We start from the raw sequence: 23,492 nt of genomic DNA, 5'->3' as shown, positions 1-23,492 counted from the left end.
AGAACCACTGCTCCCTGAAGGCGAGACAGCATGATCGGCAAAGGAAGAAACCCCGGTGCACGGCGCCGGTTGACGCGCGTGGGCGCCCTGCTCGGCGCCGCGGCCCTGGCCACCGCGGGCGGGGCGTTCCCCGCGTCGGCGGCCTCGAACGGCCACCAGCCCTCGGGCAGCACGCACACGTCGACGCCGATCAAGCACGTGGTCGTGATCTACGACGAGAACATCTCGTTCGACCACTACTTCGCCACCTACCCCCAGGCCGCGAACACCGACGGCACCAAGTTCAAGGCCGCCGCGCACACGCCGAAGGCCGACAACCTGCTCAACGCCGGGCTGCTGAAGAAGAACCCGAACCTCTACACGCCCACGCGGCTGAGCAGTTCGCAGGCGATGACCTGCGACCAGAACCACTCCTACGGCCCCGAGCAGTACGCGGCCGACGGCGGCAAGGCCGACAAGTACGTCGAGAACACCGAGGTCAACAAGTGCACCGGCCTCTTCGGTGAGCCCGGCCTGGTGATGGACTACTACGACGGCAACACCGTCACGGGCATGTGGAACTACGCCCAGCAGTACGCCCTCAACGACCGTTCGTTCAGCTCGAACTACGGCCCCTCGACGCCCGGCGCACTGAACCTGATATCGGGTCAGACGCACGGCGTGATCTCCGTCGACCCGGCCTCGGGCACCGAGAACCCGAAGCAGACGTCGACGCCGGACTCGTACGCCGTGGTCTCCCCGAACGCCAAGGGTGTCGGCACGGTCATCAACGACCCCGACCCGGCCTTCGACGACTGTTCGGACAAGGACCACACCGCGACCAGCGCGCTCGCGGAGATGCAGGGCAAGAACATCGGCGACCTGCTCAACTCCAAGAACGTGAGCTGGGGTTGGTTCCAGGGCGGCTTCCGGCCGAGTACCGCGTGGGACGGCAAGAGCGGTGACTACGCGCAGTGCGCCGGCACCACCCACACCAACGTGGGCGGCGCCGCGTCGGAGGACTACAGCGCGCACCACGAGCCGTTCGAGTACTACAAGTCGACGGCGAACCCGCACCACTTGGCGCCGAAGTCCGTCGCCGAGATCGGGCACAACGGCCGGGCGAACCACAACTACGACCTGACCGACTTCGACGCGGCACTGAAGGCCAACAACCTTCCCTCGGTGAGCTTCCTGAAGGCGGCCGAGTACCAGGACGGGCACGCCGGTTACTCGGACCCGACCGACGAGCAGAACTTCCTGATCAAGGAGATCAACGCTCTTCAGAAGTCGCCCGAGTGGAAGTCGACGGCGGTCGTGCTGGCCTACGACGACTCCGACGGCTGGTACGACCATGTCTCCTCGAAGGTGCTGAACGGCTCGAAGGACTCGACGGTCGGCTCCAACAGCAAGGCCACGGACAGCCCGGCCTGCCAGTCCGGTCCGGCCGCGAAGGGCGGCTACACGGACCGCTGCGGTCCCGGTACCCGGCAGCCGCTGCTGGTCATCTCGCCGTACAGCAAGGTCAACAAGATCGACCACACCGCCACCGAGCAGACGTCGATCACGCAGTTCATCGAGGACAACTGGCACTCGGGCCGCATCGGTGACGCGTCCTTCGACCAGCGGGCCGGCACCCTGGGCGGCATGTTCGACTTCCGGCACCCCAACAACAAGCAGGTGCTGCTGAACGCCAACGGCTCGGTGAAGTCGGTGAAGCGGATCCCGCACTACACGCAGACGTCGTCGACGGCCACGAAGGCCCCGTACCCGGCGTACGTCCAGGACCTGAAGGCGCAGAACGTCGCCGACAGCAGCACGGCATCCTCCACGACCCTGCCGGTCGCCGTAGGAGCCGGTCTGGTCACGGCAGTCGGCGCGACCACCGCGTTCGCGCTGTACCGGCGCCGGTCGCGCGCCAGGGCGTGACCGCGTCCATGTGACCACGTTCCGCTGAGAGTTGGAGGGCGGCGAGGAGATCTCGCCGCCCTCCGTCGTGCCCGGCGGCGGCCTGATCGCCACCGGTTCCAAGGACCGGCACCTGCCCCTACACTGGCAGCTCACGAGGTACCGGGTGACCTGCGAGAACAGGTCGGTCGAGCCGACCCGCCGGAGTGAGGAGCGACCCCCCTTGTTCTACTACCTCCTGAAATACGTCATTCTGGGGCCTTTGCTCCGGCTGGTCTTCCGCCCGCGGATCGAGGGCCTGGAGCACATACCGGAGGAGGGCCCGGCGATCGTCGCCGGCAACCACCTGTCGTTCGCCGACCACTTCCTGATGCCGGCGGTCCTCAAACGCCGGATCACCTTCCTCGCCAAGGCCGAGTACTTCACCGGCCCCGGCATCCGCGGCCGCCTCACCGCGACCTTCTTCCGCAGCGCGGGCCAGATCCCGGTCGACCGCTCCGGCAAGGAGGCGGGCCAGGCCGCGATCCGCGAGGGCCTCGGCGTCCTGAGCAAGGACGAGCTGCTCGGCATCTATCCCGAGGGCACCCGCTCGCACGACGGCCGCCTCTACAAGGGCAAGGTCGGCGTCGCGGTCATGGCGCTGACGGCCCAGGTCCCGGTCATCCCCTGCGCGATGATCGGCACCTTCGAGGCCCAGCCGCCCGGCAAGGTCATCCCCAACATCCACCCCGTGACGATCCGCTTCGGCAAGCCCCTCGACTTCTCCCGCTACGAGGGCATGGAGAACGAGAAGGCGATCCTGCGCGCCGTCACCGACGAGATCATGTACGCGATCCTGATGCTCTCCGAGCAGGAGTACGTCGACCAGTACGCGGCCGTCGCCAAGGCGGAGCAGGCGGCCGCGGCGAAGGAACGCAAGTTCCCGCGCCTGCCGCTGAGTTGAGGTCCGTTCAGGCGTGAGTCGACGTGAATGAGGGGCGGCCGGTTCAGAACCGGCCGCCCCTCGTCACATACAACTACCGCCTACGGCTTGCTACTTACGACGTGCCGCTTACGGCACCGGCGTCGCGTGCGGGGTGCACGTGAAGTCGGCCTTGTCGAGCTTGCCGGTCAACAGGTAGGCGTCGACACGGGAGTTGATGCACGGGTTGACCAGACCGGTCACACCGTGCGAACCGGCGTCCTTCTCCGTGATGAGCCGGGAGCCCTTGAAGCTCTTGTGCAGGACGACCGCGCCCTCGTACGGCGTGGCGGCGTCGCGCTGCGACTGCACGATGAGGACGGGCGGCAGACCCTTGCCGGTCTTGACCTTGACCGGGGACTGCTGCTTGACGGGCCAGGTGGCGCACGGCAGGTTCATCCAGGCGTTGGACCAGGTCAAGAACGGGTACTTCTTGTTGAGCGCCGTGTTGTCCTTGTCCCACTTCGCCCAGCTGGTGGGCCACTTGGCGTCGGTGCACTCGACGGCCGTGTAGACGGCGTTGCCGTTCTCCGAGGAGATGTTGCCCGCGGTGTCCGACATGTCGGGCGAGGCCGCGTCGATCAGCGGCTGGGGGTCACCGGCGACGTACTTGCTGAACGCGGTGGCGACCGGCACCCACGAGGAGTCGTAGTACGGGGCGCCCTGGAAGAAGCCGAGCAGCTCGGCCGGACCGACGACCCCGCCGAGCGGGCTCTTCTTGGCGGCGGCGCGCAGCTCGAGCCACTTCGCCTGGACGGCGGCACGGGTGGTGCCGAGGTGGAAGGCCGCGTCGTTCTTGGCGACCCAGTCCTCCCAGTCCTTCCAGCGGCCCTCGAAGGCGACGTCCTGGCCCAGGTTGGCCTCGTACCAGATGTTGTCCTGCGCCGGGTTGACGACGCTGTCGACGATCATCCGGCGGACGTGGCTCGGGAACAGGGTGCCGTAGACGGCGCCGAGGTAGGTGCCGTAGGAAACGCCCAGGTAGTTGAGCTTCTTCTCGCCCAGGGCGGCGCGGATGACGTCGAGGTCGCGCGCGGTGTTCGGCGTGGTCATCTGCGCGAGCATGGTGCGGCCGGAGCGCTCGGCGCAGCCGTCGGCGTACTCACGGGCCAGCTTGCGCTGCGCGTTCTTGTCGGCCGTGCTGTCCGGCACCGGGTCCGCCTTGGGCGCCTTCACGAACTCCTGCGGGTCGATGCAGGAGATGGGCGCCGAGTGGCCGACACCGCGCGGGTCGAAGCCCACGAAGTCGTACGCCTTGGAGGTGTTGACCCACAGCGGGTTCTTGGTGGTGACCCGCAGCGGGAAGCGCATCCCGGAGCCACCGGGACCGCCGGGGTTGTAGACGAGCGCGCCCTGGCGCTCCTTCTTCGTGCCCGTGCTGACGGCACGGTCGACGGCCAGCTTGATCTTCTTGCCGTTCGGCTTGGTGTAGTCGATCGGGACGGTGACCCAGCCGCACTGGACCGGCTTCGCGAAGCCCCAGTCGGTGGGGCAGTCCTGCCAGTCGATCCCGGCCTTGGCGGCGCGGGCGGCGGTGAGCGCGGCGCCCTGGGCCGCCGCGCGGTCCTGCCCGTTCACGGCGCTCTGGTTGGTCTGCGCGTTGGCCGCGGGTGCCACCACGGCGCCGGCTATCAGTGCCGCCGCCGCGAATCCGGCCGAACCGAACGCCATCACCCGGCTCTTCGGTTTGTTGTGCCTCAAGTGGGCCCCTCCCCGTACATCGTTCATCGTTGCGAAATGGTCTCGGGGGATCCTCGCGGCTGTGAGCCGTCTGAGAACAGAGGCGGTTGACCTTCTTTACCAATCCGATAAGCGGAAACGCCGGTCCCGCTCAGCGGATACTCACCCGAGGAACGCCAACGCCTCGTCCAGTACCCGCCGCAGCCGCAGCGCGTCGGAGGCGATCGCACTCACCAGCACGGCGGGCCCGGCGAGCGGCACGAGGGCCGCGTGCTCCCCCAGCATCCGCGCCGCGACCGGCTCTCGCGCGAACTCCGGCCGTACGACGACGAGTTGCCCCACAGCACGATGCCCCCCGAGCACGGCGGGCCCGTCCCACCCACCCGGCGCCCCCGGCCCACAGCCCAACTCCTGATCAAGCACGGTACGCCCGGCGACCCTCACGGAAAGCCGACTGGTGAGCCGCCCCGGCTCCTCCCCGACCCGCCCGAGCACCTGCTCCTCACGCAGCACGAGCCGGGCGGAACCGGCGAGGTCGACACGCGTAGTCACCCGCAGATCACTACCTTGCACGGAGATCAACTGCTCCGGCAACCAGTGCAGTTCACCCCCCTCGGCGACATCGATCCGCACGTCGTACCGCGACTCGCCCTTCGCCTGCCCCGGCAGCGCGATGGTCGCGGCAGCGGACCCGACCCGCAACCGAGCCCCCCGCTCGACACCGGCCTCGACGGCGAAGTGATCCCCGCCGAGCGGCCCGCTCATGGCTCCGACAAGCATGACCCGAGCCTCGGACCCACTCGCCCGAGTCCGCCGCAACGCGAGCGGCCCGTCCCCCTCCAGCACGGGCAGCGCGGTACCACCCCGCCCGTCGTCCCGGGCCACGATCCGCGCGGTGGCCCGCACCCCGGTCACGATCACGCCGTCCACGCGGCGAGCCGCTCCCGCACCCAGCGGGCGACATCGCCGACCCCCGCCTCCGTCCTCAACGACTGGAACACGACGGGCAGTTCGGCCCGCTGAGCCTTCGCATCGGCGGCCATCCGCCCCAGATCGGACCCGACGTACGGCGCAAGGTCGGTCTTGTTGACGACCAGCAGATCGGCCGTGGTCACCCCCGGCCCACCCTTGCGCGGAATGTCATCCCCACCGGCCACGTCGATCACAAAGATCTGCGCGTCGACGAGCCCCTTGGAGAAGGTGGCGGTGAGGTTGTCCCCACCCGACTCGACGAGGATGAGATCCAACGGCCCGACCTCGTCCTCCAAGTCCTCGACGGCTTCGAGGTTGGCGGAAATATCGTCCCGAATGGCGGTGTGCGGACAGGCCCCCGTCTCCACGGCGGTGATCCGCTCGGGCGGCAACACAGCCGCCCGCAACAGGAATTCGGCGTCCTCGCGGGTGTAGATGTCGTTGGTGACGACAGCGAGGGACAGCTCGTCCCGCAGAGCCCGGCAGAGCGCGGCAACGGTGGCGGTCTTCCCGGACCCGACGGGCCCACCGAGCCCGATCCGCAGGGCGCGGTGGGTTCCGTCGGGTCGATGCGCGTCGGCGCTGACGGCGGCGGGGCCGTCGTGAGTGTGGTCGAGATGCATGGCGCGGCTCCTTCTGGTTTTCTACGGGTCCTTATCAGCGAGGGGGCACTCCCTCAGCCCGTCCGGCGTTTGAGGACGAGGCCGTCCAGGCCGATCGGGGGTCCAGGGGGCGGAGCCCCCTGGGATCGGGGTCGAAGGGGCAGCGCCCCTGGAGGACGGGACGGGACGGGTAGGGGCGGCGGGGGCGAGAAAACCCCCTACGACGCGAACAACCGCACAGCCCAAGCCGCATGCGCCTCCGCCCCGATCTCCAGCAACGGCGCGGCCGCACAAGGCAGTTCATCAACTCCCTCGGCAAGAACCCGCCGCCCCGCCTCCACCGCCCGATCGGCGACAAGGTCCAACTCCGGCGCCAACCGAGCCAGCACAGCCGTAGCGTCGAAGGGATCCAGGCTCAGCAACCGCACCGTCGCGGACGCCGGCCCACTCACACTCTCGTAGGCCGCGCAGTACGCCGCATCCTCCGCCCCCAGCCCGGCCGACCGAGCCACCAGACCCAACACCACCGGCTGATGCGCCCCTTTGGGGAACTCCCGCGCGAGGGCGTCGAGTTCAGCGGACGGCCAGGTAGCCCGCGCGGCCCGCATCAACTGCCGCCCCAGTCTCCGCGAGGCCACCCGCAACGCGGGCGACGGAGTCCGCGCATCCACAGCGAGGTCCAACTCCCCCGGATCGGCACCGAGTACAGCCGCGGCGGCCACCGCGGCGGACACGAGACCGGCGGTATGCAACCGCCCCCGGCAGAACTCACCAAGGCCGGCCGCGCCGGTGACACGACCGGCCTTGACGGCGGCTTCCGCCCCGCCGGAGTGCGCATGCCCCCCGGCGGGAAAGCGCCCGTCGGCCAGAACCAGCAATGCTCCCCTGGACATCAGAAGAGGAAGTACCGCTGGGCCATGGGCAGTTCGGCCGCCGGAGTCGCCTCGACGAGCTCCCCGTCGATGTGCACGGCGAAGCTGTCGGGGTCGACCTGGACGCGAGGCCGGGCATCGTTCTCCCGCATGTCGGCCTTGGTGACCCCACGCGTGGACTCGATGGCGACGAACCTCTTCCCGAGATCGAGCCGTTCGGGAAGTCCGTCCTCGATCGCCAGCTGGGCGACGAAGTTGAAGGAGTTGGCGGCCGGTGCCCGTCCGATCGCCCCGAACATCGGCCGCGGCAGGATGGGTTGAGGCGTCGGGATGGACGCGTTGGCGTCGCCCATCTGCGCGTAGGCGATCTGCCCGCCCTTGATGACGAGGTGCGGCTTGACGCCGAAGAACGCCGGTTCCCACAGCACGAGGTCGGCGAGCTTGCCGGTCTCGACGGAACCGATCTCGCGGGCGAGGCCCTGCGCGAGGGCGGGGTTGATCGTGTATTTGGCGATGTAACGCCGTACCCGACGATTGTCCGCACGCCCGTCCCCGGGCAGCGCACCCCGCCGCCGCTTCATCACATGCGCCGTCTGCCAGGTCCGCATGATGACCTCGCCGACCCGGCCCATCGCCTGCGCGTCGGAGGAGATGATCGAGATGGCGCCGAGGTCGTGGAGAATGTCCTCCGCGCCGATGGTCGAGGGGCGGATGCGGGACTCGGCGAAGGCCAGGTCCTCGGGGACCGCCGGGTTGAGGTGGTGGCACACCATCAGCATGTCGAGGTGTTCCTCGGCGGTGTTGACGGTGTACGGCCGGGTCGGGTTGGTGGAGCTGGGCAGCACGTGCGGCTCGGAGACCACGGTCATGATGTCCGGCGCGTGCCCGCCGCCCGCACCCTCGGTGTGGTACGCGTGGATACCGCGTCCGGCGATCGCGGCGAGGGTGTCGCCGACGAACCCGGCCTCGTTCAACGTGTCGGTGTGGATGGCGACTTGGACGCCCGTGCGGTCGGCGACGGTGAGCGAGGCGTCGATGACGGCGGGAGTCGAGCCCCAGTCCTCGTGCAGCTTCAGTCCCAGCGCTCCCCCTCGGATCTGGGACATCATCGAGTCGTGCGAGACGGTGTTGCCCTTGCCGAGGAAGCCGATGTTGAGCGGGTACTGCTCCATCGCCGCCATCATCCGGGCGAGATGCCAGGGCCCGGGCGTGACGGTCGTGGCCTTGGAACCCTCGGCCGGTCCGGTGCCGCCACCGACCAGCGTGGTGACCCCGGCGGACAGCGCCTCGTCGGCGATCTGCGGGCAGATGAAGTGAACGTGCGCGTCGACGGCGCCGGAGGTGAGGATGCGTCCGTTGCCGGCGATGACCTCGGTCTCGGGGCCGATCACCAGGTCGGGGTGGATGCCGTCCATGGTGTCGGGGTTGCCGGCCTTGCCGATGCCGGTGATACGGCCGTCGCGGATACCGACGTCGGCCTTGACGATGCCCCAGTGGTCGACGATCACGGCACCGGTGATGACGGTGTCGGGGGTGCCCTCCGCGCGGGAGGCACGCGCCTGGCCCATCGACTCGCGGATGACCTTGCCGCCGCCGAACACGGCCTCGTCACCGGCGAGTCCGGGACCGCCGCTGCGGTCCTCCTCGATCTCGATCAGCAGATCGGTGTCGGCGAGCCGGATCCGGTCACCGGTGGTCGGCCCGAACAGGTCCGCGTACGCGGCACGGGAGATCTCAGGCATCGAGGGCACCTCCGGTCTCCCCGCGCAGTCCGGGCACGATCCGGGCGCCGACCAGCGGGACGAGTTCGACGTCGACGGGGATCCCCGGCTCGAAGCGCACGGCCGTACCGGCGGCGACGTTGAGCCGCTGCCCGCGCGCGGCGGCGCGGTCGAACTCGAGGCCGGGGTTGGCCTCGGCGAAGTGGTAGTGGGAGCCGACCTGGACGGGCCGGTCGGCGGCGTTGAGGACGGTCATCCGTGTGACCTCGCGGCCCGCGTTGTAGACGATCGGGTCGTCCGCGAACAGGATCTCGCCGGGAATCATCGAGGCCTCCTACACGATCGGGTCGTGGACGGTGACGAGCTTGGTGCCGTCCGGGAAGGTCGCCTCGACCTGTACGTCGTGGATCATCTCGGGGATGCCCACCATGACGTCGTCCCTGGTGAGCAGCTTGCGCCCGGAGGACATCAGCTCGGCGACGGTCCGGCCGTCACGGGCGCCTTCGAGGATGTGCGACGTGATGAGGGCGACCGCCTCGGGGTGGTTCAGCTTCAGACCACGGGCCCGGCGCTTCTCGGCCACGTCGGCCGCCACGTGGATCAGCAGCCTCTCTTGCTCGTGCGGGGTCAGTTGCACGTCCCACCTCACAGTCCTCGCTCCGGACCGTGCGGGGTCCGGCTGCCGCAGCCCCCGGGCAAAGTCCCTGGTGGCGTGGATCGGCAGGCTAGTTGGACGGCGTTTCAAGCAAGTTAACCGAGCTGTGATCAGGGCAATCGCATCTACGCCCGTAGAGCGGTCCCCCGCACGGCCTCCTGCTACGAGGGATTCGAGCCCCGGTGTTCGGCCGCGATACCGAACCGCTGGTGTTCGCGAGGAGCGGACGCGACCTCACGCACGGCGGAGACGGCACTGATCACCCGCTCCTCACCGGCCCGGTCCAGCTCATTCAGTCGTTCCAGGTCAGCAGCGGAGACAAGGGCGACGAGCGGCTTCCCGTGCCGTGTCACGACAACGCGCTCGGCGCCGTACACCACCCGGTTGATCAGGTCGGCGAGCTCAGCCCTGGCTTGCGTCACCGGAATCTCGTAGGCCATGAGCCCATCATACGTTCCATACGTCCTGTACATTTTGTACAGAGCAAGCCGAAACAGCGCCAGCCAGTGAGGGACTACGCCATGACCCGACCGTCCGCCCGCCACGTCCTGCCCGAATTCACCGAGCGCACCAGCGCGGGCCACCGAACCCTCGACCCGTACTCAAAGCTGCTGGAGGAGCGGATCGTCTTCCTCGGGACGCCGATCGACGACATCTCGGCGAACGATGTGATGGCCCAGTTCATGCACCTCGAGTACCAGGCACCGGACCGGGACATCTCGCTGTACATCAACTCGCCCGGCGGCTCGTTCACCGCGATGTCGGCGATCTACGACACGCTGCAGTTCGTCACGTGTGACGTGGAGACGGTCTGCCTCGGCCAGGCCGGTACCTCCGCGGCGGTGCTGCTGGCGGCGGGCACACCGGGCAAGCGGTCGGCGCTGCCGGGTGCGCGGGTGGTGCTCCACCAGCCCTCCTTCCCCGAGCCGATCCAGGGTCAGGCGAGTGATCTCGCCATCCAGGCCGAGGAGTTGGCGCGCACCCGGTACCAACTGGAGGAGCTGCTGGCCCTGCACACCGGCCGGACGGTGGAGCAGGTGAGCGCGGACATCGAGCGGGACCGGATCATGGACGCCCAACAGGCCCTGGAATACGGCTTGGTGGACCGGATCGTGACCACCCGCAAGACCTCGCTCACCGAGCCGGGCGGGGAGTGAGCCGACGATGCTGCCGCCGGAGCTGCCGCCGCTGCCCGCGTTGACGCGCGCCGAGGGCGAGTTGATCGACCGTTACCTGGACGTGGCCGACCTGCTGGGCCGTATCAACCCCGCGCATCACGGGGACACGTACCGTGGCCTGAGGGCCGCTCAGGCGCTGGTGGCCAAGGCCACTCAGTTGCGGGACGCGCTGGAGCTGATGCATCAGCGGGGCGAGACCGAGCTGCACGCTCCCACGCTTGCGCGGGCGCTGCGCGTGCTGGACGGGGAGCGCCGCACGGCCCGCGTCACCATCCCCGCGCCCTCCGACAGTTGAGGGACGCGGAGCCGCCCGGGGCGGGGGCGAAACGGGCCGAACGACGTACCCCCGATCGGAGTAGTCGCCGCTCCGCCCTTACAGCCGTCCGGGTTGCGCAACACGTGTAGCCCGAGGGCCGTATGAAGTGTTCCGGTGCTGGTCCGGGCGTCACACCCCCCTCAACACTCCCTCGAACACCGATGCGTTCAGCCGAACGGGTGAGTGGTGAGTAACCCCACAAATCCCCGATTCCGTTGGGCTTTTCGGACATTCATAGGTGAAGATCCCTGTCTGACGACAAGACCCCGCCGCAGCGGCGGGGCGATCCGGGCGGACGCCGAGTCCTGCCGCCGCCCGGATGACAGGTCGACAGGATTGCATCGGCAGGAGTGGAGGACCCAAGCACGACGGGTCGCCGGGACGGTCACGCCATGACCGGGTCGAGCAGCCCTTGGGGTGAAGCCGCGTCAGCGGCCGGGCAACTTCGCCAGCCCGAATCCGACAGGTCATCCTTCACAGGCGGCTGACGAAGGGTTGCGCATGACTGCGCTCAATCGTGTCCCGTCGCTGATGGTCAGGGCCGGTACGGCCTCGGCCTTCGCCATCGCCGCTGTTGGCGGTTCCGTCGTGATACCGGGCGTCGCATCCGACGCCGCGGCCGCGACACCGGCGACGAAGGCACTCCAGGTCGCGGCGTCCAAGAAGGGCGCTCCGTACAGGTACGGGGCCACCGGACCGGGCCGCTTCGACTGCTCCGGGCTCACGCTGTACTCGTACAAGAAGGCAGGCAAGAAACTGCCCCGTACGGCGGCCCAGCAGTACAACAAGTCCCACCACATCTCGGCCAAGAGCCGCAAGGCCGGGGACCTCGTGTTCTTCCACTCGGGCTCCAGCGTCTACCACGTCGGCATCTACGCCGGTAAGGGAAAGATCTGGCACGCCCCGAAGACCGGGGACGTGGTGAGGCTGCAGAAGATCTGGACCAAGAGCGTCTGGTACGGCCGGGTCAGCTAAGACCTGTCCGAATCTCCCGAGGGGGTGGCGGCCACCTGACAGGCCGCCACCCCCTCGGGTGTCCAGGGACGTTCACCACGCTGTTCTACGTCTCCTGCTGGCCCGCCGCCGTCACCGGCCGGGCCGGTACCGTCCAGGGGACCTCGACGGAGACCGTCTTGCCGCCCTCCAGGGTGGGCCGGACCTTGAGTTTGCCGCCGCACTCCGCGGTCAGCCAGCGGATGATCACCATGCCCCGGCCGTTGTCCTGCTGGACGGCGGCCGGCAGGCGTTTCGGGAAGCGGGGATGGCTGTCGGTGACCCCGATGTGCAGCCGTTCGTCACGCTCCAGCTCGATGTCCACCGTGAAGGTGGGTGACTGCCCGAAAGTGTGCTGTACGGCGTTGGTGGCGAGTTCGGAGACGATCAGGCGGATGGTGTCGGCGACCTCCGTGTCCGCCGGAAGTCCCCAATCCACCAGGGTCCCGACCACATACGTGCGGGCGGCGGAGACCGAGGCGGGATCGCTCGGCAGAGTGACGGATGCTTCCAGATGGTCTGCCATGGCGCGGTCGTCCCTTTCCCGCGGGACCGGTGTCCGACACGGAGCGGATGGTTCGAGTACGGTCCCGGACTGGTGCTTCTTCGCCAGACTGCCATTACCGCGTCGGTAACGGTGGCGATCCACCAAGATATGCATATATCTGTCGCTCGAAGCGGTGAACTCTGCGACCCCAGACCGTATTTGGGCGGCTCGGAAGGAGTAAGGAGAAACCCATGCAGTACGGTCCCGCGGTGCGCCGCCGGAAACTGGGCGCCGAACTCCGCACCTTGCGTGCGGAGGCGGGGCTCACCAGCGGTGAGGCGGCCCGGCTGGTCGGCTGGCACCAGTCGAAGGTGAGCCGCATCGAGACCGGCGCGAGTGGCGTGAAACCGCCCGACGTCCGGTTACTCCTGGACGCCTACCAGGTCGGCGACCCACAACTTCGGGACATGCTCCTCGTGTTGGCCGGCTCCGACGACGGCGGCGGCCGGCACCACTGGTGGCACGCCTATCGCGGTGTACTGCCGCCCGCCTACCGGGACTTCATCAGCCTGGAGTCACAGGCCAGCACGATCCGCACCCTGGAGACCTCGGTGGTCCCCGGACTGCTGCAGACGCCCGAGTACGCCCGCGCGGTGACCAGGGCCGCCGTGGGAGGCCTCGACAACGACGGTCCCGAGCGGCTCGACGCGCTGGTGCAGGTGCGGCTGGCCCGGCAGGACATCCTGCGCGCGGATCCCCCGCTGGACCTGAGTGTGGTCCTCGACGAAGCCGTACTGCGGCGGGAGGTCGGCGGTCCGGGGGTGATGGCACGTCAGCTGGACCGGCTGCTGGAGGCGGCCCACCTGCCCCAAGTGAGGCTTCAGGTACTGCCGTTCGCCGCAGGAGCACACATCGGCATCACCGGCCCTTTCGTAATCTTCTCCTTTCCGAGCACTTCTGATCTGGACGTGGTTGTTCTAGACCATTTGACGAGTAGCCTCTACCTCGAACGGAAAGAAGACCTAGAGGCCTACAGCGAGGCCTTCAAGACCCTTCAGTTCCACGCCCTTTCGCCCGAGGATTCGTTGGATTACATCGCCGGGATAGGTGACGGCGCGTAAGGAGGCACCATGTCTGCACTGCCTCGGAACGTACCTTCCAGTTCTGACAGCTCTGATCTGTCCGGTGTGCGGTGGCTGCGCAGCAGCTACAGCACGGGAGCGAACAACTGCGTCGAGGCGGCTCGTCCGCGCTCCGGCCCCCGCGCGGGGCTGCTCGCCGTACGCGACTCGAAGGACCCGCAAGGACCCGCCCTGCTCTTCTCCCCCGCGAGCTGGACGGGCTTCCTCGCCACGTTCCACTGATCTGTCCGCCCGTCAGCGACGCACGACCGTGTAACGCCGACTCATGGTCGCGTCTCGCCGATCACACGTACAGCGCGTTCGATCTCGGCCCCGGAGAGGTCCGCTCGGGCGGTCAGCCTGAGCCGTGAGATGCCGTCGGGCACGGAAGGAGGACGGAAGCAGCCCACGGCCAGCCCTGCCGTACGGCAGTCGGCCGCCCATTGCACGGCCGCCTCCGGGGACGGCGCACGCACCGACACCACGGCGGCGTCCGGACGTACCGCTTCCAGACCCGCGGCGGTGAGACGTGTGTGCAGCTCACTCGCCACGGCGCGGGCCCGGGCGGCCCGCTCGGGTTCGCGCCGCAGCAGGGTGAGCGCCGCCAGGGCGGCACCGGCCGCCGCGGGCGCGAGTCCCGTGTCGAAGATGAACGTCCGCGCCGCGTTGACCAGATGGTCGATGACCCGGGCCGGCCCGAGCACGGCACCGCCCTGACTCCCGAGCGACTTGGACAACGTGACCGTCACGACCACGTCCTCACTCCCCGCGAGCCCCGCCGCGTACGGCGCCCCGCGCCCCCCGTCGCCCAGCACCCCGAGCCCGTGCGCGTCGTCGAGCAGCAGCCCGGCCCCGAACTCCCGGCACGCCTCGGCGAGCGCCCCCACCGGTGCCGCGTCCCCGTCCACGGAGAACACCGAGTCGGACACGACCACGGCCTGCCCGTCGTGCGTCCGCAGCGCCTTGCGCACCCCGTCCGGATCGGCATGTCCTACGACCTGGGTGGCACCCCGCGCCAGCCGGCAGCCGTCGATGAGCGAAGCGTGGTTGCCCGCGTCGGAGACGACCAGCGAGCCGTGCGGGGCAAGTGTGGTGACCGCGGCGAGGTTGGCCGCGTAGCCGGAGGAGAAGACGAGGGCCGCCTCGAAACCGCAGAACTCGGCCAGCTCGCGCTCCAGCTGGGTGTGCAGCTCGGTCGTACCGGTGACGAGCCGCGACCCGGTGGACCCCCCGCCCCAGGTCCGCGCCGCATCGGCGGCCCCCTCGACGACCTCGGGGTGATGGGCGAGCCCCAGGTAGTCGTTGCTCGCGAGATCGAGAAGCGGCGAGTCGGCGGGCCGGGGCCGCAGGGTGCGTACGAGCCCGGCGCGACGGCGCTGCTCCGCCTGCTCGTCGATCCAGCCGAACGCCATGGTTCCTCCGGGCTTTTGTAGGCAGTGCACAGACACTAATCGGACGACGAGCCCCCCATGGTGTGGTGATACCCACACGCCCAGCCCCATGTCTTGTGGATTCTCTCCTTGGCCGCAAGCGCTCCCGTAGGACAGGATCGGATCTCATGGACCTGCTGAACACGCTCGTGGACAAGGGGCTTCGGCGCGAGCTGCCGACCCGCGCGGAAGCTCTCGCCGTCCTCGCCACCTCGGACGACGACCTGCTGGATGTCGTGGCCGCGGCCGGAAAGGTGCGCCGGCACTGGTTCGGGCGACGGGTGAAGCTCAACTACCTCGTCAACCTGAAGTCCGGCCTGTGCCCCGAGGACTGCTCGTACTGCTCGCAGCGGCTCGGCTCCAAGGCCGAGATCCTGAAGTACACGTGGCTGAAACCCGACGCTGCCTCGAAGGCCGCGGCGGCCGGTGTGGCGGGAGGCGCCAAGCGCGTCTGTCTGGTGGCGAGCGGCCGGGGTCCGACCGACCGGGACGTGGACCGGGTCGCGGGCACCATCAAGGCGATCAAGGACCAGAACGAGGGCGTCGAGGTGTGCGCGTGCCTCGGCCTGCTCTCCGACGGCCAGGCGGACCGGCTGCGCGAGGCCGGCGCGGACGCCTACAACCACAACCTCAACACGTCCGAGTCGACGTACGGCGACATCACGACCACCCACACGTACGCCGACCGCGTCGACACCGTGCAGAAGGCGCACGCGGCCGGCCTGTCCGCCTGCTCCGGCCTGATCGCCGGCATGGGCGAGAGCGACGAGGACCTGATCGACGTCGTCTTCTCCCTCCGCGACCTCGACCCGGACTCGGTGCCGGTGAACTTCCTGATCCCGATGGAGGGCACCCCGCTCGCCGCCGAGTGGCACCTCACCCCGCAGCGCTGTCTGCGCATCCTCGCGATGGTCCGCTTCGTCTGCCCGGACGTCGAGGTCCGCATCGCGGGCGGCCGTGAGGTCCACCTGCGCACGATGCAGCCGCTCGCCCTGAACCTCGCCAACTCGATCTTCCTCGGCGACTACCTGACGTCCGAGGGCCAGGCGGGCCACGCCGACCTGGAGATGATCGCGGACGCGGGCTTCGAGGTGGAGGGCGCGGGCGAGGTGACGCTGCCGCAGCACCGGGCGACGGCGGGTGGCTGCGGTGCGCACGAGGACGCCGGGTGCGGTGGGGGCTGCGGCGGGCACGAGGACGCCACTGGTGGCTGTGGTGGGCACGAGGGCGCCGGAGTCTGCGGTTCCGCTCCCGCTGCCGCGTCTACGTCGGCTGCCGCGCCGCAGGTCGACGAGGTCCGCCGGGACCTGGTCTCCGTACGCCGTCGAGGTGCCGGAACGGACATCGCGCCCAATGCCTGACCCGATCGGCCACCTGCCCGTCCCGGAGCTGCTGGAACTGGACCGGCGGCACGTCTGGCATCCGTACGGTCCGATGCCCGGCCGGGTCGACCCGCTCGTCGTGGAGTCGGCGAGCGGAGTGCGGCTCCGACTGGCGGACGGCGGGGGCGAGTTGGTCGACGGGATGTCGTCCTGGTGGTCGGCGATCCACGGCTACAACCACCCCGTGCTCAACGAGGCCGCGCACGAACAGCTCGGCCGGATGAGCCACGTCATGTTCGGCGGTCTCACCCACGAGCCCGCCGTACGCCTGGCGAAGCTCCTTGTCGACATGTCACCCGACGGCCTGGAACACGTCTTCCTCGCCGACTCGGGCTCGGTGTCGGTCGAGGTCGCGGTGAAGATGTGCCTCCAGTACTGGCGCTCCCTCGGCCGCCCCGCGAAACAGCGCCTGCTGACCTGGCGCGGCGGCTACCACGGCGACACCTGGCAGCCGATGTCGGTGTGCGACCCCGAGGGCGGGATGCACGAGCTGTGGTCGGGGGTGCTGCCCCGGCAGGTGTTCGCCGACGCGCCACCGACGGAGTACGAGGAGTCGTACGCCGACCATCTGCGCGAGCTCATCGGTCGGCATTCCCACGAACTGGCCGCGGTGATCGTGGAGCCGGTGGTGCAGGGTGCGGGCGGGATGCGGTTCCACTCCCCCGCGTATCTGCGGGTGCTGCGCGAGGCGTGCGACGCGCACGACGTGCTGCTGGTGTTCGACGAGATCGCGACGGGTTTCGGCCGCACGGGCGCACTGTTCGCGGCGGACCACGCGGCGGTGACACCGGACGTGATGTGCGTGGGCAAGGCGCTGACCGGCGGCTATGTGACGATGGCGGCGACGCTCTGCACGTCACGCGTGGCCGAGGGCATCTCGCAGGGCGAGGTACCGATCCTGGCCCACGGCCCGACCTTCATGGCCAACCCGCTGGCGGCGGCCGTGGCCTGCGCCTCGCTCGAACTCCTCCTGAACCAGGACTGGTTGACGGAGATCAAGCGCATCGAGGCAGGCCTACGGGAGGGCCTGGCCCCGGCGGCACAGCTCCCCGGCGTCCAGGACGTCCGCGTCCTCGGCGCCATCGGCGTGGTCCAGCTCGACCACGCCGTCGACATGAAGGCCGCCACGGACGCGGCCGTACGCGAGGGCGTGTGGCTACGGCCGTTCCGCGACCTCGTCTACACGATGCCGCCGTACGTCACGGGCGACGCCGACCTGGCGCGGATCACCCGCGCGGTGTGCGCGGCGGCGCGGGAGGGATGACATGCCGGTACTGGTGATCACGGGCACGGGCACGGAGGTCGGCAAGACGATCACCACGGCCGCGGTAGCAGCGGCGGCGCTCGCGGCCGGCCGCACGGTGGCCGTCCTGAAGGCCGCCCAGACAGGCCTACGACCGGACGAGCGCGGGGACGCCGACGAGGTCGCGAGGCTCGCGGGTGCGGTGACGGCGACCGAACTAGCCCGTTTTCCCGAGCCGTTGGCACCGGGCACGGCGGCGCGCAGGGCCGGCATGGCACCGGTACACCCGCCCGAAATCGCGGAAGCCGCCCAGAAGCTGGCCACCGAGCACGACCTGGTGCTGGTCGAGGGTGCGGGTGGCCTGCTCGTACGGTTCGACGCGGAGGGCGGCACCCTGGCGGACGCGGCGCGGTTGCTGTCCGCCCCGGTCCTGGTGGTGACGTCGGCGGGTCTGGGCACCCTGAACACGACGGAACTGACGGCCCGTGAACTCCGTTCCCAGGGCCTCGACTTGCTGGGCCTGGTGATCGGCAGCTGGCCCAACACACCTGACCTGGCGTCGCGTTGCAATGTGGCCGACCTGCCGGAGGTGGCGGGGGCACCGCTGCTCGGGGCGTTGCCGGAGGGGGCGGGGGCGCTGGCGCCTGCCGACTTCCGTGCTGCGGCGCCTAGTTGGGTAGCGCCGCGGCTTGACGGGGTGTGGGATGCGGAGGAGTTTCGGGAGGGCACGTGAAGTCGGAGAACATCATTGCGCTGTGTGCCGTGATCATCGCGTTGTGCTCCTTGAGCGTCTCGATCTACGAAGCCCGTGCATCACGTCGTCACAATCGAAATTCTGTGCGTCCAATCCTTCAACTGCATCGGATCTGGCATCACGGGAGCCGTACCGGGATCCGCCTCAGCAACTGCGGGCTGGGCCCCGCCATCGTGACCGGCAGTCGGGTATGGGTCGACGGTGAGGAGATCGGGCCATGGACGTCTGCGTGCGCGAACCTGCTGAGCGACGAACTGTCCGTCCGCCCCTCGTACTCGACGTTCAACGAACAAGAAGTGTTCGCCGTGGATCACGAGAAGTACCTGCTGAGTGTCCCGACGTACAGCCCCCAGGATCACGCGGACTTCGAGGCCCTGATCCAGGACCGCATCACGGTCGAGATCCGATATGACTCCCTCCACGGCGGAGAAGGCTTCCGGACGGTTCTGTCTCCCAGCAGCTGACGACTTGGTGGTTCGCTCCAGCGTGGCCCGCGGCCCAGGAGGCGAGCGCGCGCACTCCCTCGTGGCTGAAGGTGCCGAGGTCTTCGGCAAGCGCCCGGCCAACCGACCAGGGGAACTACAGACCGACGGACCCGGTTCAGGAAGCCTCCCCTTCCGCCAGCAGCCGTACCAGTTCGATCCGCGATCGTATGCCCAACCGGCTGAAGACACCACGCAGATGGTGGTCGATCGTGCGGGGGCTGAGGGCGAGGCGGACCGCGATCTCGCGGTTGGTGGCGCCGTCGGCGGCCATGCGGGCGACCATCAGTTGCTGGGCGGTCAGGCAGGTTGTGGGGGCTCCCGGTGTGCGGAGGGCGGTCGCGGCCACCGGGGTGCCGAGGGCGCGGAGTTCGGCTCGGGCCTGGGCGGCGCAGTGCGGGGCGCCGAAGGATTCGAAGGCCTCCAGCGAAGTGTGCAGGCGGTCGCGGGCCTCGGTGCGGCGGCGCAGTCGACGTAGCGCGCCGCCGAACAGCAGCTCGGTGCGGGCCCGTTCGAAGTCGCGGGTGCCGCGTGCGTGCAGGTCGAGGGCGATGCGGTAGTGCTCGACCGCCTCGTCGCCGGGTGCCAGCAGGGCCCGGCAACGGGCGCTCAGGGCAAGGTCGTCGGAGCTGCGTACGGCACGTGCCCAGCGGTCGTAGTCGGCGTGTGCGGCGCGGGCGATACGGGTGTCGCCGCTGCGGACGGCGGCCTCGACGTAGTGCGGGGTGGCGAGGTGCCGGATCGCCCGGTGGCCGTGGCCCGGCCCGAACCCGGCGAGCGCGCGCAGCCGGGCCGCCGCGGCGGCGAAACGGCCGCTGCTGAGGTCGAGGTAGGCGAGTGCCCATTGCGCGAGGGCGGCCGGTAGGCCCAGGCCTCGGCCCAGGGCGTACGAGCGGGCCGCAGCGGCACGTTCCCGGCAGACGTCGCCGTCCCCGGTGAGCGCCGCGAACATGGCGAGCGCTGCTTGTAGATGGCAGGCGCCGTTGTCCTGGCCGGTGGCGTGGGCCTGCCACAGGGCGTCCGCCGTGGCCGTCTCGGCGGCCCTCGGATGCCCGGTCCAGAACTCGGCGTAGGCCCGGAACTCCATCGCCTGCGCCACGACCACGGTCGCGCCCCGCGCTCTCGCCGAGGCCGCCGCCCGCACGGTGGCGGTGGTGGCGCGGGTGTGGTCGCCGAGCATCAGCGCGGCGATCCCGGCATGGATGAGGAGGGTGGGGTCACCCCCGGGCCCGCATCTCCCGGCGGCGGCCTTGAGCAGGTCCCGCGCGTCCTCGTACCGCCCCTCGAAAGCGGCGGCCAGTCCCCCGAGCGTTCCGTGCGGCACGATCCCGACCCGGGAGGCGACGGCCGCCGCCTCCCGACACCGTCTCAGGTCACCGGTGTATATAGCGGCTTCGGTGGCACGGACTAGGAGGTGAACGGCGTGGTCGGGGGCGGGAGTTCGGGGCGCGGCGACCGTGCGGGGCACCTCGGTCGACCCGGACGCCGGTCTCAAGTCGGCGCCGGATTCGGCCGGTTCGCACCGCGCCACAGCCGTCAGCAGCGCGTCGAACGACTCCGCCGCGTTGCCCGCCCGCAGCGCGAACACCCCGTTCAACGCGTCGCTGTCCGTCGCGGCGGCGAGTCTTCGGGCCCGGTCGCCCTCGCCGGACTGCCAGGCGTCACCGGCGGCGCGGTCGAGGAGGCGGGACTGTTCGCGGGGGTCGAGGGAGAGCGCGGCGGCGCGTTCCACGAGGGCGCAGGCGAGGGGGTGTTCACCGGCGTCGCGGGCCTGTTGCGCCGCCGTACGGAGTTCCGCGGTGAGCCGCACGCTGGGGCCGAGCGCGCCCGCGCCCCGGTGCCAGGAACGGCGCGGTGTCTCGCCCTCGGCACGCAACACCCGTGCCAGCAAGCGGTGTACGTCCCGCCGGTCCGCCGGTGACCCGGTCTCGTACGCGGCGATCCTCGTCCACGCGTCGCGGAACACGACTCCGCCGGCCGTCGCGTGCGCGACCCCGGACGTCTCGGCGGCTTCGAGGGGCCGGGTGTCGAGCCGGGCCGCCGCGACGGCACGCAGGAAGGCGTGGGTGGCGACCGGGTACTGGTCGGCCGCCGCGAGCAGCAGGAGCAGCCGCGTGTTGTCGGGCAGGGCACGGATCTCCCGGCGGTGCCGGGCCAGCAACTCCGGTGCCAGGGACGCCGGTTCGGTCGGGAGGGGGTCGAGGCCCGCGGCCTGGCGTGGGGTCAGGCGCGGGAGGAGTTCGGCGGCGGCGCGCGGGTCGCCGTAGACCGCGCGCAGCAGTCGGATGCGGACCCCTTCGGGGAGCGCGGGGTCGAGGGTTCGCCCGGTGTCGGTGCGCGACGGGGGCGAAGTGCGGTCTAGGGAAGTGGGGTTCACCGGAGTCAGCACACAACTGACGTTACTGGCGAGTTAATTCACCCGTAAAGACCGGCGATTTCGCCGATGCGGCGCGCGTAGACCGCGCCGACACTCCTGACAACCCCACCCGTATCAGGAGGCATCATGCAGCGCCACAAGCGTCGCATCGCCACGGCCCTGTCGGCCGTGACCACCTCGCTCCTTCTGTCACTCTCCCTGGCCTCGACGCCCGCTCACGCGGCGAGCCACAACCCGATCGTGTTCGTGCACGGTCTGAGCAGCGACTCCACCAGCTGGGACGACTGGATCGCGGACTTCGAGGCGGACGGCTACTCGTCCTCCGAGCTGTACGCGATCTCTTACGACTGGACGAAGTCGAACGTCACGACCGCTTCGACGCTGTCGACGTACATCCAGTCCGTCCTCGCCGGCACCGGCGCCTCGAAGGTCGACCTGGTGGTCCACTCCATGGGTGCGCTCAACAGCCGCTACTACCTCAAGAACCTCGGCGGGACCTCGTACGTCGACGACTTCGTGTCGGTCGCCGGGGTGAACCACGGAACGAGCATCGCCTCGCTCTGCGGCTGGCTGTACACGTCCTGCAAGGAGATGCAGACGGGGAGTTCGTTCCTCACCGCGCTCAACTCCGGTGACGAGACGCCCGGCAACGTGTCGTACGCGGCCTACTGGTCGGACTGCGACGAGGCGATCAACCCGGACACCTCGGCCGAGCTGAGCGGCGCGACCAATGTCGACGTCGGGTGCATCTCGCACACCGACATGAACAACGACCACGGCGTCTACGAGCAGGTGCGGGACTTCATCTCCTGACCGGCCCGGGGCTGCAGCGGGGGTGGTCAAGGGCGGCAGGGGGGACAATCCCGGTAGGGACCGGTTTCGGCCCGGTCCGGTCCGGGAGGTCGCCATGCCGCTCAGGTCCGCAGGCTCCGGCACAGTCGGCGCTGTGCCGCGGGACGCCGTCCACCACCCGCTGTTCGCCCGTTACTACGCCCGTTTCAGTGTGAGCGCCGAGTCGCGGTTCGGCCTGGCCGGGATGCGGGACCGGCTGCTCGCCGGGCTCTCCGGGCGGGTGATCGAGATCGGGGCCGGGAACGGCCTGAACTTCGCGCACTATCCGAGCGCCGTCTCGGAGGTCGTCGCGATCGAGCCCGAGCGGACTCTGCGGCAGCTCGCCGTGGAGTCCGCGCTCCGCTCCGAGGTGCCCGTCGACGTGGTGCCGGGCGCGGCGGAGAAGCTGCCCGTCAAGAGCGAGGCCTTCGACGCGGTCGTGTTGTCTCTGGTGCTGTGCAGCGTGCGCGATGTGCCACGGGCGCTCGCGGAGGCACGGCGGGTGCTGCGGCCCGGCGGGGTCGTCCGGTTCTTCGAGCACGGCCGGGGCGGCGGGCCCGCGATGGTGTTCACCCAGCGCGCCCTGGACCGCACACTGTGGCCGCCGCTGAACGGCGGCTGCCATCTGGCCCGCGACCCGGTCGCCGCACTGCGCGACGCCGGGTTCGAACTCGGGCCGTACCGACGGGTGTTGATCCCCGAGAAGGGGCCCACGCTGCCGAGCTCGTACTGCGTCCTGGGCACCGCATGGCGCACTGCCGCCGAAGAGTGATCACAGGCTCCACTGGCGCAGTTCGCGCGCGATGTCGTCGACCGACGCCTCGCCGCTCTTGACCAACCGGGCCAGATCACGGACCTGTTCGGGCGAGGTGACGACCTTCAGGCCGCTGGCGACGAGGTAGGCGTATGCGACGGCGGAGGCGAAGAGGGCGTTCGAGCGCTCCAACGCGGGGACGTGGATGAGGAGTTGAAGCAAGGCTGCGGCGCGGGCGTGCGGGCTGTCGTAGACCGGGACGTCGAATATGTCGGCCTGGTGGCGCGCGACGGCGGCGACGAGCGCGCCCCAGTCGGTGACCTGGGGGTCTCCGGGTGTGTTGTGTTCGGCGAGCATCAGCAGCCAGGCGAGATCGATCCTGAGGTTGTTCAAGGGATCAGCGGCGACCTTCGCGGGTGCTCGACCCGTCGGCGCCGAACTCGTCGGCGAAGACGGACTCGTACTGCTTCATGAAGTCGGCCGCGGCCTCGACGAACGTGTGGCCGACCTCGCCGGTGTCCTGTCTGACCAGCTCTTCTATGTAGCGGTTGACGCTCATGCCACGCGCCAGGGCACGCTCACGCGCCGCGCGGGCGGTGCCCTCGTCCACGCGTACGTTCAGCTGGGTCTTCGCCATACCTAGACGCTAGCGCCGGATCGCTAGCACCGGCAAGGGCTGCCCGGTAGGCGGACGGCGGGTGGACGCCGGGTGGAGAGTGCCCCTTACACCGGTATCGGGAGCCCGACCTGGGGTGGAGACCGTCTCGGTCGCACGGGGGATATCGGGTGTGCGC

26 protein-coding genes and 1 riboswitch are annotated in these 23,492 nt (G+C 69.8%); of the genes, 13 read left to right on the top strand and 13 right to left on the bottom strand.

What is annotated here, in order from left to right; all coding sequences use genetic code 11:
• The first annotated feature begins 30 nt into the window (after positions 1–30).
• On the top strand, positions 31–1,908 hold the full coding sequence (locus SPR02S_RS23950; RefSeq protein ID WP_043258441.1) for a phospholipase C: 1,878 nt from the start codon (positions 31–33) through the stop codon (positions 1,906–1,908).
• A gap of 202 nt (positions 1,909–2,110) precedes the next feature.
• A complete protein-coding gene (locus tag SPR02S_RS23945; RefSeq protein WP_026150821.1) occupies positions 2,111–2,830 on the top strand; it encodes a lysophospholipid acyltransferase family protein in 720 nt (239 codons plus the stop codon).
• 108 nt (positions 2,831–2,938) lie between these two features.
• On the opposite strand, the gene SPR02S_RS23940 is transcribed toward SPR02S_RS23945, so the two are convergent.
• The 8 genes from SPR02S_RS23940 to SPR02S_RS23905 form a co-directional block, all read right to left on the bottom strand.
• Positions 2,939–4,519 carry an alpha/beta hydrolase gene (locus tag SPR02S_RS23940; protein ID WP_019059537.1) on the bottom strand — a complete coding sequence of 527 codons (1,581 nt, stop codon included), beginning with the start codon at positions 4,517–4,519 and terminating at the stop codon, positions 2,939–2,941.
• 171 nt (positions 4,520–4,690) lie between these two features.
• Positions 4,691–5,458 carry an urease accessory protein UreD gene (locus tag SPR02S_RS23935; RefSeq protein ID WP_019059536.1) on the bottom strand — a complete coding sequence of 256 codons (768 nt, stop codon included), beginning with the start codon at positions 5,456–5,458 and terminating at the stop codon, positions 4,691–4,693.
• Positions 5,446–6,123: an urease accessory protein UreG gene (gene ureG / locus SPR02S_RS23930; RefSeq protein WP_019059535.1), complete on the bottom strand. Its 678-nt coding sequence runs from the start codon at positions 6,121–6,123 to the stop codon at positions 5,446–5,448. Before ureG ends, SPR02S_RS23935 begins: the two co-directional genes overlap by 13 nt.
• 197 nt (positions 6,124–6,320) lie before the next feature.
• Positions 6,321–6,995, bottom strand: a complete 675-nt coding sequence (locus tag SPR02S_RS23925; protein ID WP_019059534.1) for an urease accessory protein UreF — start codon at positions 6,993–6,995, stop codon at positions 6,321–6,323.
• The gene (locus SPR02S_RS23920) at positions 6,995–8,716 is read right to left on the bottom strand and encodes an urease subunit alpha (protein WP_019059533.1); all 1,722 of its coding nucleotides are present in this window, start codon (positions 8,714–8,716) and stop codon (positions 6,995–6,997) included. Before SPR02S_RS23920 ends, SPR02S_RS23925 begins: the two co-directional genes overlap by 1 nt.
• On the bottom strand, positions 8,709–9,020 hold the full coding sequence (locus SPR02S_RS23915; protein WP_019059532.1) for an urease subunit beta: 312 nt from the start codon (positions 9,018–9,020) through the stop codon (positions 8,709–8,711). Before SPR02S_RS23915 ends, SPR02S_RS23920 begins: the two co-directional genes overlap by 8 nt.
• A gap of 9 nt (positions 9,021–9,029) precedes the next feature.
• On the bottom strand, positions 9,030–9,332 hold the full coding sequence (locus SPR02S_RS23910) for an urease subunit gamma (RefSeq protein ID WP_019059531.1): 303 nt from the start codon (positions 9,330–9,332) through the stop codon (positions 9,030–9,032).
• Positions 9,333–9,511: 179 nt separating this feature from the next.
• Positions 9,512–9,790, bottom strand: coding sequence for a type II toxin-antitoxin system Phd/YefM family antitoxin (locus tag SPR02S_RS23905; protein WP_019059530.1), 279 nt, complete (start codon positions 9,788–9,790; stop codon positions 9,512–9,514).
• 81 nt (positions 9,791–9,871) lie between these two features.
• Here SPR02S_RS23905 and SPR02S_RS23900 point away from each other — a divergent pair, with 81 nt between their 5' ends.
• The 3 genes from SPR02S_RS23900 (at position 9,872) to SPR02S_RS23890 (ending at position 11,819) form a co-directional block, all read left to right on the top strand.
• Complete coding sequence (locus SPR02S_RS23900; RefSeq protein WP_019059529.1) at positions 9,872–10,507, top strand: ATP-dependent Clp protease proteolytic subunit; 636 nt, start codon at positions 9,872–9,874, stop codon at positions 10,505–10,507.
• Positions 10,508–10,514: 7 nt separating this feature from the next.
• Positions 10,515–10,823, top strand: a complete 309-nt coding sequence (locus tag SPR02S_RS23895) for a hypothetical protein (protein ID WP_019059528.1) — start codon at positions 10,515–10,517, stop codon at positions 10,821–10,823.
• Between the two features lie 339 nt (positions 10,824–11,162).
• Positions 11,163–11,342, top strand: a riboswitch (cyclic di-AMP (ydaO/yuaA leader).
• 3 nt (positions 11,343–11,345) lie between these two features.
• Positions 11,346–11,819 carry a C40 family peptidase gene (locus tag SPR02S_RS23890; protein ID WP_019059527.1) on the top strand — a complete coding sequence of 158 codons (474 nt, stop codon included), beginning with the start codon at positions 11,346–11,348 and terminating at the stop codon, positions 11,817–11,819.
• Between the two features lie 85 nt (positions 11,820–11,904).
• Here SPR02S_RS23890 and SPR02S_RS23885 read toward each other — a convergent pair whose 3' ends face one another.
• Complete coding sequence (locus SPR02S_RS23885) at positions 11,905–12,363, bottom strand: ATP-binding protein (protein ID WP_019059526.1); 459 nt, start codon at positions 12,361–12,363, stop codon at positions 11,905–11,907.
• Between the two features lie 212 nt (positions 12,364–12,575).
• Here SPR02S_RS23885 and SPR02S_RS23880 point away from each other — a divergent pair, with 212 nt between their 5' ends.
• Both SPR02S_RS23880 and SPR02S_RS23875 read left to right on the top strand, forming a co-directional pair.
• Positions 12,576–13,445: a helix-turn-helix domain-containing protein gene (locus SPR02S_RS23880; protein ID WP_019059525.1), complete on the top strand. Its 870-nt coding sequence runs from the start codon at positions 12,576–12,578 to the stop codon at positions 13,443–13,445.
• A 9-nt stretch (positions 13,446–13,454) separates the two neighbouring features.
• On the top strand, positions 13,455–13,688 hold the full coding sequence (locus SPR02S_RS23875) for a DUF397 domain-containing protein (RefSeq protein ID WP_026150819.1): 234 nt from the start codon (positions 13,455–13,457) through the stop codon (positions 13,686–13,688).
• A gap of 41 nt (positions 13,689–13,729) precedes the next feature.
• On the opposite strand, the gene SPR02S_RS23870 is transcribed toward SPR02S_RS23875, so the two are convergent.
• Positions 13,730–14,857, bottom strand: coding sequence for an 8-amino-7-oxononanoate synthase (locus SPR02S_RS23870; RefSeq protein WP_019059523.1), 1,128 nt, complete (start codon positions 14,855–14,857; stop codon positions 13,730–13,732).
• Between the two features lie 146 nt (positions 14,858–15,003).
• Here SPR02S_RS23870 and bioB point away from each other — a divergent pair, with 146 nt between their 5' ends.
• The 4 genes from bioB to SPR02S_RS23850 are packed head-to-tail and all read left to right on the top strand — an operon-like array spanning position 15,004 to position 18,718.
• Positions 15,004–16,236, top strand: coding sequence for a biotin synthase BioB (bioB, locus tag SPR02S_RS23865; protein WP_019059522.1), 1,233 nt, complete (start codon positions 15,004–15,006; stop codon positions 16,234–16,236).
• Entirely contained in the window at positions 16,229–17,521 is a 1,293-nt protein-coding gene (locus SPR02S_RS23860; RefSeq protein WP_019059521.1) for an adenosylmethionine--8-amino-7-oxononanoate transaminase, read from the top strand. The genes bioB and SPR02S_RS23860 overlap by 8 nt, the downstream gene beginning before the upstream one ends.
• A gap of 1 nt (position 17,522) precedes the next feature.
• A complete protein-coding gene (gene bioD / locus SPR02S_RS23855; RefSeq protein WP_019059520.1) occupies positions 17,523–18,233 on the top strand; it encodes a dethiobiotin synthase in 711 nt (236 codons plus the stop codon).
• Positions 18,230–18,718 (top strand): hypothetical protein, encoded by a 489-nt coding sequence (locus tag SPR02S_RS23850; RefSeq protein WP_026150818.1) that lies wholly within the window; start codon positions 18,230–18,232, stop codon positions 18,716–18,718. Before bioD ends, SPR02S_RS23850 begins: the two co-directional genes overlap by 4 nt.
• A 136-nt stretch (positions 18,719–18,854) precedes the next feature.
• Here SPR02S_RS23850 and SPR02S_RS23845 read toward each other — a convergent pair whose 3' ends face one another.
• Entirely contained in the window at positions 18,855–21,125 is a 2,271-nt protein-coding gene (locus SPR02S_RS23845; RefSeq protein ID WP_019059518.1) for a helix-turn-helix transcriptional regulator, read from the bottom strand.
• 114 nt (positions 21,126–21,239) lie between these two features.
• Between SPR02S_RS23845 and SPR02S_RS23840 the strand changes: the two genes are divergently transcribed.
• Together SPR02S_RS23840 and SPR02S_RS23835 are read left to right on the top strand one after the other, a co-directional pair.
• On the top strand, positions 21,240–21,926 hold the full coding sequence (locus SPR02S_RS23840; protein WP_019059517.1) for an esterase/lipase family protein: 687 nt from the start codon (positions 21,240–21,242) through the stop codon (positions 21,924–21,926).
• A 94-nt stretch (positions 21,927–22,020) separates the two neighbouring features.
• Complete coding sequence (locus tag SPR02S_RS23835) at positions 22,021–22,716, top strand: class I SAM-dependent methyltransferase (RefSeq protein WP_019059516.1); 696 nt, start codon at positions 22,021–22,023, stop codon at positions 22,714–22,716.
• Here SPR02S_RS23835 and SPR02S_RS23830 read toward each other — a convergent pair whose 3' ends face one another.
• Both SPR02S_RS23830 and SPR02S_RS23825 read right to left on the bottom strand, forming a co-directional pair.
• Positions 22,717–23,091, bottom strand: a complete 375-nt coding sequence (locus SPR02S_RS23830) for a hypothetical protein (RefSeq protein WP_019059515.1) — start codon at positions 23,089–23,091, stop codon at positions 22,717–22,719.
• Positions 23,092–23,095: 4 nt separating this feature from the next.
• Complete coding sequence (locus SPR02S_RS23825) at positions 23,096–23,335, bottom strand: hypothetical protein (RefSeq protein ID WP_019059514.1); 240 nt, start codon at positions 23,333–23,335, stop codon at positions 23,096–23,098.
• Positions 23,336–23,492: the final 157 nt, after the last annotated feature.

The sequence above is a fragment of the Streptomyces prunicolor NBRC 13075 genome, assembly GCF_000367365.1.
In the GTDB taxonomy this organism is placed as follows: Bacteria; Actinomycetota; Actinomycetes; order Streptomycetales; family Streptomycetaceae; genus Streptomyces; species Streptomyces prunicolor.
The sequence above is the reverse complement of the archived record's forward strand: the minus strand, read 5'-3'. Positions and strand labels throughout refer to the sequence as shown.